Source organism: bacterium, from assembly GCA_035528375.1.
Taxonomy (GTDB): domain Bacteria; phylum RBG-13-66-14; class RBG-13-66-14; order RBG-13-66-14; family RBG-13-66-14; genus RBG-13-66-14.
The window spans coordinates 22,898-32,816 of the sequence record DATKYS010000130.1 but is presented as its reverse complement, the minus strand read 5'-3'; the positions used below and the strand labels follow the sequence as shown (position 1 = coordinate 32,816).

Here is a 9,919-nt window from a genome sequence, read left to right as displayed (position 1 = left end):
AGCGAGCTATGCCCCTGGCAAATCCCCGCCCTACATCATGAACGGGCCGACCTGAACGGCGCGCCGTCGGTCGGCCCCTACGTCATCGCAGCATGGGTGACAGGTGCCGCGGGCGGGTGTGGACACCCGCCCCTACGTCATCCGCGAATAAAACCCGTAGGGGCGACCGGTAGGACGAGTCCTCCACGGTCGCCCGCGGATTACCGCGCAATCACCACGCGCCGGGTGAGCGTCCCGGCGTCGGTATCGAAATGCACGAGGTACACACCCGGTGGGAGCGCCGCGGCGTCGTAATTCAAATCGTGGCGCCCGGCGGCCATCTCCCCGTCGAGAAGGGTCGCAATCCGCCGCCCCGAGAGGTCGTAGAGCGAGACTGTTACCTTACCGTCCTCGGGCAGCGTGTAGTCAACGGTGAATGAACCGCTCGCCGGGCTTGGATAAACGGATAACGCTATCTCTCTCGCGGCCCCGGGGATGGAGACCGCCTCCGTGGGACCGAAGCGGGAGACCGTCCCGTCGGCCTCGATGGTTTCCAGCCAGTAGCGGTACTCTACTCCATATTCTACATCGGTATCCAGCCAGCGGATAGCTTCTCCTGGAAGCGCCCCGGAAGCCTCTTCCGGCTCGCTTACCCCAACCGAGCGCAGGACGCGCACCTCGGCGGGTGTCTCGCCATAAAAGCGCCAGTTGACCAGGACGCCCTCGTCGGTCGCGCCCACACCGAAGTCAACAACGTCCACCCCGCCGCCCAGGTCCACGTCGAAGTACCAGTCCAGCTCCTCGGCCCAGTACTCCCCGCCTTCCGAGTCCAGAGACTTTACCCGCCAGTAGACGCGCGCCCCGTCCTCGATGCCCCCCCTTATCGTATACTCCGACTCGCCGATATCCGTGACCTCGTTGTAGGTTAAAAAATCCGGGTCTGTCCCCCACCAGAGGGTGTAGCTCTCGAGCCCGTCGAGGTCGTGGTCCTCCCAGTCGAACGTAAAGGGAAATTCGTATATCGTGTCACCTTTTCCGGGGCTAAGCAGGTGAAAACGGCTGGGTTCGTACCGAGCATACTTCAAGTCTCCATTATCGCCATCGTAATACGAGATATGCGGATAATCGAAGGTATCAAGCACTATAGAGGTGAACTGGCCAACGTTCCCCTCTGAATCCACGGTCTCTATCCGCCATTCGGCGCCGTCCCAGTGGGCGTATTTCAAATTATAATTCGGGTAACCTATAAGGTCACCATATGAGATGTGGGGGTAGTCGTTGGAATCAATCGCCAGGGAGGTGTACAGACCCACGCTACCCTCTGAGTCCACGGTCTCTAACCGCCAAGCGGAGCCGTCCCAGCGGGCGTATTTCAAGTCCCAATCATTGCCTTCAACATACGAGATATGAGGGTAATTGGAGGAATCCAGCGCCAGGGAGCTGAAACCGCCCACATCTCCCTCCGAGTCCACGATTTCTATCCGCCAACCTTCGCCGTCCCAGCGGGCGTACTTCAAATGACTTATTTTAAACTCTATATTATCGCAATACGATATATGAGGATAATTGGAGGAATCCAGCTCCAGAGAGTTGAAGCTGCCTACCCTACCTTCCGAGTCAACAGTCTCAATTCGCCACCTGGAGCCATCCCAGAAAGCGTATTTTAAATCTTCATCCATTCTGAAGACATATGAGATATGTGGGTAACCTAAATCATCCAGCGCGAGAGAGGTACCAAAGCCTATATCTTCCACCGAGTCCACGGTCTCTATCCTCCACACATCGCCGTCCCACCTGGCGTATTTAAGAGTACAGTTGGTGTCGTCGTAATACGAGATACGGGGATAACCGGAGGAATCCAGCTCCAGAGAAGTGTACGTGCCTACTTCTCCCGCCGAGTCAACGGTCTCTATCTGCCAAGAGCTACCGTTCCACCGGGCGTATTTGAGATCAAGATTAGTAATATCGAAATATGAGATATGAGGATAACCATTGGAATCCAGTGCAAGGGAGGAAAAAGCGCCCACGTCCACCGTTGTCGATGGGTCCACAGCCTCTATATGCCACTCACCGGCCGAGGAGAATGAGGCCAGAAACAGCAGGATTACCGTTGAATGAAGCGCTTTCACGACACAACCACCCCTCTTACTCTCCCTTGACATAGCTAATTTAGTCCGAAAATAACCGGGCGTCAAGGCTTGGAGGAAAAATTCTTTCATAAAAGTCACATTTTTTTACCGTCGGGTTTTGACAACCATGAATGTTTGGGCTAATAAATGCTCGGGATTCCACGAAAGTGCAATTCACACCACAAAAGGAGAACGTGATGAAAACGCTGTACATAGCCCTCCTCGCCGCACTCGCCGCCGGCGTCATCGCCCTGGTGGCCTGCTCCGACGCCTTCTCGACGGACGAGGCAAGCCCCCTGGCCAATGACGCGGATAAGGTTTGCGGCCACGTTTACAAAGGCCTGATCCCACAGCCGGGAACAGCCGTGTTTGTGTTCAAGAAAGAGCCGGAGGAGCAAGAGTGGACATCCATCGGCGGCGTGAGCACGAATGCATATGGATACTACGAGTTTCATCTCGGCGACGAGTGGGAGGCCGGGTGGGACGGCATGGTGGATGCCACGAACGACTTGGGAACCGGCTACACGTTATTTTCGTACCCCCTACAGGGACCGGTTGTGGCGGATATTCAACTCTATTAGGGGGAATAACACAACAAAATCGAGAAATACAAAGACGGGGGCGACCCCGCCTTTTTTCCAATCACTTCTGACCCGCCTCACCGGCTGTAATCGTAGAAACTTTTACCGGACTTGCGCCCCAGGCGGCCGGGCCGCCTTTCATCGTTCCAGAATCGGGTCACTTGACCGTGAACGCCTTCTGGCCCAAAAACTCGCCGTCCAGGTAGAACTTCACGTTCCACTCGCCCAGGGCCCAGTTTCCCACGCTGGTGTAACCCTTGCCGCCGATGACGCGCTTGCTCGCGTCCTCGTCGGTGACGTCGAACTCCTCCTCCTGCACCCACTTCTCGCTGCCGTCGGGGAGGTACCACTTGGCGACGAGCTTGTGGCCGCCCTCGGGCGTGGCGGGCTGGATCAGCATGCTCACCTCCCAGACGATCATCTCGGTCTCGGAGTTGTTGAACTCGGTCATCTGGTTGACGTAGTCGCCGCGGTTGTAGTAGGCGATGCGCATGAGGCCGAGCCCGGTGGCGCCGGCCAGCTCGACCTCATCACCGGGGGGCACATCGCCGACCTGGAAGGTGGCCTGACCCATCGGTTCGCCGTCCACGGCGATTAAAAGCGTGTAGGTGCCGATGGCCCATTGCCCCGGCTCCTCGTAGCCCTTGCCTCCGGCGACCTGCTTGACTAGGGCGCCCTCGGGGATGGTGATGGCGCGTTCCTCGGTCCAGAGGGACTTGCCCTCGGGGTCGAGCCAGGTGGCGGTGACGGTGTGGTCGCCGGCGGACCCCTCGGCCAGGGAGAACTTCGCGAACCAGATGATGGTGTCGGTGTCGTCCTTGGCGAAGACCTTGACCGGCTCGGTGATGTCTCCGGCGTGGTGGAAGTCCACCCCGGCGAAGAGGATGGGCTGCGCCTGGGCGGCCTCGCCGGTGACGCGGAAAATCTCCTCGCCGACCGGGGCGCCGTCCAGGAAGAACTTGATGGTGTAAACGCCGGGCTCCCAGCCGCCGGGCTCGTCGTAACCCTTGCCGCCGACGACGGTGACGGGCTTGGGGGCGCCGACGGCGATCTTGCGCTCCTCGGTCCACTTGAGCGTGCCGTCGTGCCAGAACCACTTCGCTTCCACTCTGTGGCCCGCGCCGGGGTCGCCGGAGAAGGAGAGCTTCCAGACGACCACGGTGGCGCTCTCGGCGGGGAAGTTCTTGGTCGGGGTGGCGGGGTCCTCGGCGGTGGCGAGGGTCACGCCGATGAGCTTGAGGGGCTCCTGCTTGCCGGCGCCGCCGTCGGGGCCGCCCGAGAAAATGTTGCACCCGCCGGTCAGTAAGACGGCCAGCGACAGCGAGAGGATGAGGGTCTTGCGCATGGCGACCTCGCTTGGAAGCGCTTAATTATAGCTGGCGGGTTGTCAAGAGTCTACGCCGGGGTCCGGGGCGCGGCGGAATATCCTCCCCGCCGTCACCGCCACCAGGGAGAGGGTCAAGAGCCAGCCCAGGACGGTCTCGAGGGACACCAGAATCCAGCCGAAGGCGCCCGCGGCGAAGCGGAACCCGTCGCCGCAGAGCGCCGCGAAGGACACGCCCAGGTAGCCGAAGAGGGAGTAGATTTCGTAGTAGAGAATCTGGGGCGGGGCGCGCGTCACCAGGGCGATGTAGTTTACCGCGACGAAGAGGGCGGCGAAGACGAAGGTAATCACCAACGCGACGAGACCCAGCCGCCAGGGCCGCTCCCCGCCCCCGGTGACGAAGTCCCACAGGCGATAAAGGGCGCCCCGGGGGGGCGACGGGTCCGGCCTTCGGGGCGCGCCGGGGAACAGCCGCCGGACGATGACGGTGACGAACGAGACCATCACGAGCCAGCCGATTACCGCCTCGAGGGATACCAGTATCCAGCCCGACGCATCACCGGCGTAGGCGAAGCCGTTGCCTACGAAGGCCGCCAGCGAGATTCCGAAGTAGCCCAACAGGTCGTAGATGTTGGGGGTGGTGACGGCCGGCAGGACGTTCAGGTGGATGGCGAGGAGGTTGAGGCCGATGAAGAGGACGCCGAAGAGGTAGACGACCCCGCCGCCGGCGGTCAGCAGGCGGAGCGGCCTCTCCCCGTAGCCGGCGAAGACGCGCCAGAGCCAGAGGGTGAAGCAGTGCAGGGTGGGCTTCAATCCGCCGGCCCGCGCGGAGCGGCGGACGAGCGCGTGCTCCGTCTCCCAGGCCAGGTAGCGCACCCGGCCGGCGGACCTGGGCGCCGAGGAGTCCTCGAGCCTCCCCGCGGCACGGAGTAGCTTTCGCATTAAAGCGCGCCGCTCGGCGTCGGAACGGTCGCCGCCGACGTAATCCCGCCGGAGCGAGTCCAGCGCCTCATCCAACAGGGCGGGGTCGCCGAGCCCGGCGGGGTGGAGCGCCCCCAGGGCGGCCCGATCGGCCCCGTCGCCGTCACCCGAACCGGCCAGGAGCTCCGCGGCCTGGAGGTAGTACATGGCGGCGCTGGTCGGGTTTTCCCCCTCGATCTGCGCCGCCCGTTCCAGCAGGCGGTCCGGGTTCTCCAACCGGGTTATGTCCGTGTCTCGGTCCATCGTTCGTTTCATCGCGGCGGTTCGGCCAAGTATACCAGTTTGACCGGGGCGGTGAAAGGAGTGAAAAAGGGGAACCCGCGGGGTCCCCCCGTGCTCCGCCTCGACGTTTCGGGATTGCGCGCCAAGGACGGTACAAAAAGGGGAACCCCGCGGGGTTCCCCAGCTTTACCGGGACTGTGATTAGAACTCGACGGCCTTGATGGCACCCCAGGTGGTCGTGGTAACGGCACCCTCGACGTCGAAGACCCAGACGAAGTCGTCGGCCATCTCGTTGCCCTTGGAGTCGGCCAGGCCCGCGGCAACGGTGTTGGTGATGGTGTCGCCCATGGTGAAGTCATCGGTGGGATCGAAGGTGCAGACGACGTCTACGGGATCGGCGTCGTCTACGTCCAGGTCGCCGTCAATGGTGCGGTTCGGCGAGCCGAGGCCGAGGGCACGGTCGGATTGCAGGCTGGTGTCCCGTGCGGTGAAGTCAATGGTGTCGAGGTCAATGGAGTGCGCTTCATCCACGCAGTGGAAGACGATGTTCGAGTCGAGCGGCACGTCAATTTCGCCGTCGTCCGGATCCATGCCGCTCACGATGGGCGGTATGGTGTCTGGCTCGCCCTCGAAGCCGTTGATCGCGAAGAAGCCGGAGACACCCTGTGGGGCGCCGTTCTGGCGCAGGTTCCCGCCGTTCTCGACGAGCCAGTAGAAGTAGCTCGAGGTCCAGAAGAACTCCACCCAGTAGGTGCCGGCGCTGAGATCGAAGGAGCTGTCCAGCACCATGTCGGTCTGAAACATTTGGTAGCCCCAGCCGGTGTAGCCGGTGTCGGTGTCGGTGATGTCGGAGACGGTCTCGCTCCACTGCTCGGCGCCCGGAGCGCCGCCGGAGTCAACCCAGACGGTCACTTCGAAGGGCTGGGGATGGCCGCCGGTGAAGATGCTCCAGCAGGTGAACCCCTCGATGGTGGCGTCGTCGTCGAGGACGAAGTCGTCGGCGCAACGGTAGCCGTCGCTGCTGTTGTAGCCGTTGGTGCACAGGGCGAATTCGAAGGGGTTCTCCCAGAGAATGTCGTTCGAGGGGGGCGGCAGGCAGGTGTAGCCGCCGCCGGGCACGACCTGTCCGAGATCGGCGGGGGCGTCCGTGTACAACGCGCCCGCGAAGGCCAAGCTGACGGAGAGAACTAAGATAAGCGTAAGTGTCCTCATCATTCCCATCCTCCTTTGGATGTATTGGCTAGTTTACCCAATCCTTAAGAAAGGGCATAGGTATTATACAAACTCAAGGAACAGTAGTCAAATGGAATGCACTTTTTTTTTCGCAAATGGACTCTTTCCGTCAGACTTGCGGGAACTGGCCCTAGAACGCCGTCTTCAGCACGCCCCAGCTCGTTTCCTCCACGTCAAATCCACCGAATTCCCAAACGAAGTCCTCCCCCATCTCGTTGCCGAGCACGTCGGCCAGCGAGCCGTCCACGGTGGCGGTGTACCATCTGTCACAACCCAGCGGCTCGTCGGGGGTCCAGGTGCAGACGACATCCTTGGGATCGGTGTCGTCTATGTCCAGGTCGCCGGGGATTAAAGCGGCCGGTGAAACCGGGGCGCCGACGGCGGCGCCGGTCCCGATGGCGCATCCGCGACCCAGCGTTTCGTCCTGGAGGGTGAATGAGATGGTAGTTGAATCTACGCAGGATTGCTCGTCCTTGCAGTGAAAAACCACCTCCTCGGGAATCTCACACTCGCCGTCCCCGGGGTAGATGTCGTCCACGTAGGGCGGGGCGGTGTCCGTGTCCATCAGGTACCGGATGGCGTTGTTGAAGAGAATCCAGCCGTCGCCCTCCCAGTAGCGGTAGTCGCCGGGGTACAGGTTGATGCCGACCACGTTCTGGTCGGCGTTGATGCCCGCCAGGGCGTAGAAGTTGGTCAGGTCGGCCAGCCAGGTGACGCTGGGGCGGACGTCCAGGTATTCCCAGTACTCGATCTCGGTGATGGACTCCACGCCGTCCATGATCGGGTGGTCGGCGTCGTAATCCCCCAGACCCTGGCGGTCCTCCCGTCCCTGGGCCCTCCAGACGAGTTCCAGCGGGCAGTAATCGGTGTCGCTCATAATCCGGCCCGACAGCTCGAAGGGGTAACTCCAGCATAAATTTACGATGACCACGGCGCCGCCCTGGTCCACGTAGTCGGCCAGGTTGTTGCCCAGGGTCGTCTTGTCCTGGTAGGCGGAGTGGCTCCAGGTGAAGACGCAGTCGTACTCCTGCAGGTGGTCCACCGTGGGCGTCTGGCTGGTCCAGTCCTCGAGGTCCACCGTGTCGTAGAAGGGGTCGCCGGCGATGTTGGCCATGACGCCCGACGTCTGCCCCGGATCGGTGTGGCCGATGAGGAGATCCTGTGCGTAAACCGTGGAGAGGAAGACGGCGAGAAATACTAACATCATTCTTTTCATCTCTTTTCCCCCTTTTCTGGCTTATAAATGATGTTTCTCACACACATACAAAATACACCTTTTGGGGTTGTCGGTCAACAAAAAAGCCGCCCCGACCCGGGCCTCGCATTTGCGATGACGTAGGGGCGGACCTTCAGGTCCGCCCGCGGGCGACCGTGGAGGACTCGTCCTACCGGTCGCCCCTACGGGTCGGATTCGTGGCGATCGTCGAGCGTAGGGCGGGGATTCCTATTCCCGCCGCGCATTCATTTCACTTTCAACCCCCCGTAGAGGTGGAGCGCCTCGGGGTCGGTGAGCTCGACGACGCGGTCCAGGAGGAGGCGGTGGCGCGTCGGGCCGTCGGCCCCGGCGAATTTTGCCGCCAGCTCCTCCGTCGGCGGTTCCACCAGCCAGCGGGTGAAGAGCCCCTCTAAAACCTCCCGAGCCTCTTCGCAGACCCCGGCGACGGCGGGGTGCGAATAAAATCGTTCCCGGGAGAAGGCCTTGAACTCCGCGATGAGCCCGCCCAGGTCTTCGGGGTAGCCGATAATGGGATACTCGACCCCCTCGCGCTCGGCCTCGTCGAGCTGCCCCGCGGCGTGCCGGGTGAGGGTTCTTATTATCACGCCCAGGGTCTCCCGCTTGGGCGAGCGCAGGAAGAGGGCCAGGCGGTCCGGAAGCCCGCCCCGGTGGGAATCGAAGAGCCCCGCCTGGCGCATGTCCTCCGTGTCGTGGGCCAGGTAGGCTATCTCGTCGGCCAGGTCCACCACCTGAGCCTCCAGCGTCCGCGGCCGGGCCCAGGGCTCCCCCTTGGGCGCGTAGCCCAGCTCGGTGAATTCGGGGGGCAATGTGCGACCGCCGGGGTAGTCCGCCGGGTCGTAGCGCGTGTGGCAGAGGATGCCCTGGCGGGTGGGCCGCGTCAGGTCGAGGGCCTCCAGCACGTCCGCCACGCGCAGGGAGTGCTCGTTATGCTCGAATCCGCCGGCCCCGGCGCGGCGCATGATCCCCCGCAGGGCGTCCTCCCCGGCGTGGCCGAAGGGGGAATGACCCAGGTCGTGCCCCAGGGAAATCGCCTCGGTGAGGTCCTCGTTGAGCTTGAGGGAGCGCGCCAGGCTTCGGGCGACCTGCATCACCTCCAGGGTGTGGGTCAGGCGGGTGGTGAAGCGGGCGTGGGGCGGGCCGGGGATGACCTGCGTCTTGTGCATCAAGAGGCGGAAGTGGCGCGAGTGGAGGATGCGGTCGCGGTCCCGGGCGAACTCGGTGCGCAGGGGGTCGGGGAGGTAGGCGGGGTCGCGGCGCCGGGCGTCCCGCGACTTGGCCGCGCAGCGCGAGAGCTCCCGCTCCTCCAACTCCTCCCAGTCCTTTTTCCCGCGCGGTAAGGTCATGGGTCGTTCAGGTTGAAGGGGCCGACCTTCGGGACGGCCGGTCACAGAAAAAGATACCAGGCCAGGATGGCGTCGCCGGCCAGGTAGGCCGCCATCACCCCCGCGGCCAAAAACGGTCCGAAGGGCAGCGTCTCCTTTCGGGTGACGATTTTATAGACGGCGCCGTAGAGCGCCCCGGCGACCACGGCGATGAAGGCCGCCACCAGCACCAGCTTCCAACCCAGGAAGGCCCCGGACGCGGCGAGCAATTTCAAATCCCCGCCGCCCATCGCCTCACGCTTGAACACCAGCCGCCCCAGGACGGCGAAAATCAGCAAAAGCCCCCCGCCGACCAGCGCCCCGAGGAGGCTTTCGAGCGGTTCGAGACCGAAGGGGTAGAAGCTCGCCGCCAGGCCGAAAATACCCAGCCCCAGGCACAGCTTGTTCGGGATGACCCCCTCGGAGAGGTCGGTCGCCGCCGCCACCAGCAGGCCCGTGAAGAGGATGCAGCCCGTCACCCCGGCGAAGGTGAACCCCTCCACGGCGAAGACCCCCAGCCAGCCCAGGGCGTTGGCCAGCTCGACCACGGGGTAGCGCGGCGAAATCCGCTTCCCGCAGTGGGCGCATTTGCCGCCCAGGGTCAGATAGCTCAGGACCGGGATTTTCTCGTTGACGGTGAGCGGTTCCTTGCACTCGGGGCAGAAGCTCCCCGGACGCAGGATGGAGATGCGGCGCGGGATGCGGTAGATGAGCACGTTGGCGAAGCTGCCCACCACCAGGCCCAGGATCAGGGCCACGAAGGCGTAGACGAAGCTGGCCAAGGGGCGGGTCCCTCCGGCTCGCGAGTCCGGCCTTAGTTTACCACACCCCGCGCTCCGGTTGACGCGCCGGGCCGTCGGTGCTAGGCTTGG

General features: G+C 63.1%; 8 protein-coding genes. 1 reads left to right on the top strand and 7 read right to left on the bottom strand.

The features are described 5' to 3' along the window. Positions 1-200 precede the first annotated feature (200 nt). Positions 201-2,030, bottom strand: a complete 1,830-nt coding sequence (locus VM054_10305; protein HUT99452.1) for a T9SS type A sorting domain-containing protein — start codon at positions 2,028-2,030, stop codon at positions 201-203. Positions 2,031-2,305: 275 nt separating this feature from the next. Here VM054_10305 and VM054_10300 point away from each other — a divergent pair, with 275 nt between their 5' ends. Continuing rightward, a complete protein-coding gene (locus VM054_10300) occupies positions 2,306-2,689 on the top strand; it encodes a hypothetical protein (GenBank protein HUT99451.1) in 384 nt (127 codons plus the stop codon). A gap of 157 nt (positions 2,690-2,846) precedes the next feature. Here VM054_10300 and VM054_10295 read toward each other — a convergent pair whose 3' ends face one another. From VM054_10295 to VM054_10270, 6 genes are all read right to left on the bottom strand, one after another. Next, positions 2,847-4,034 carry a hypothetical protein gene (locus VM054_10295; GenBank protein HUT99450.1) on the bottom strand — a complete coding sequence of 396 codons (1,188 nt, stop codon included), beginning with the start codon at positions 4,032-4,034 and terminating at the stop codon, positions 2,847-2,849. A gap of 42 nt (positions 4,035-4,076) precedes the next feature. Then, entirely contained in the window at positions 4,077-5,237 is a 1,161-nt protein-coding gene (locus VM054_10290) for a hypothetical protein (protein HUT99449.1), read from the bottom strand. A 180-nt stretch (positions 5,238-5,417) separates the two neighbouring features. Next, the gene (locus tag VM054_10285) at positions 5,418-6,431 is read right to left on the bottom strand and encodes an Ig-like domain-containing protein (protein ID HUT99448.1); all 1,014 of its coding nucleotides are present in this window, start codon (positions 6,429-6,431) and stop codon (positions 5,418-5,420) included. Positions 6,432-6,579: 148 nt separating this feature from the next. Continuing rightward, a complete protein-coding gene (locus VM054_10280) occupies positions 6,580-7,665 on the bottom strand; it encodes a hypothetical protein (GenBank protein ID HUT99447.1) in 1,086 nt (361 codons plus the stop codon). Between the two features lie 245 nt (positions 7,666-7,910). After that, positions 7,911-9,029 carry an HD domain-containing protein gene (locus VM054_10275; GenBank protein ID HUT99446.1) on the bottom strand — a complete coding sequence of 373 codons (1,119 nt, stop codon included), beginning with the start codon at positions 9,027-9,029 and terminating at the stop codon, positions 7,911-7,913. A gap of 41 nt (positions 9,030-9,070) precedes the next feature. After that, positions 9,071-9,829, bottom strand: coding sequence for a prepilin peptidase (locus VM054_10270; GenBank protein HUT99445.1), 759 nt, complete (start codon positions 9,827-9,829; stop codon positions 9,071-9,073). Between the last annotated feature and the right edge of the window lie 90 nt (positions 9,830-9,919).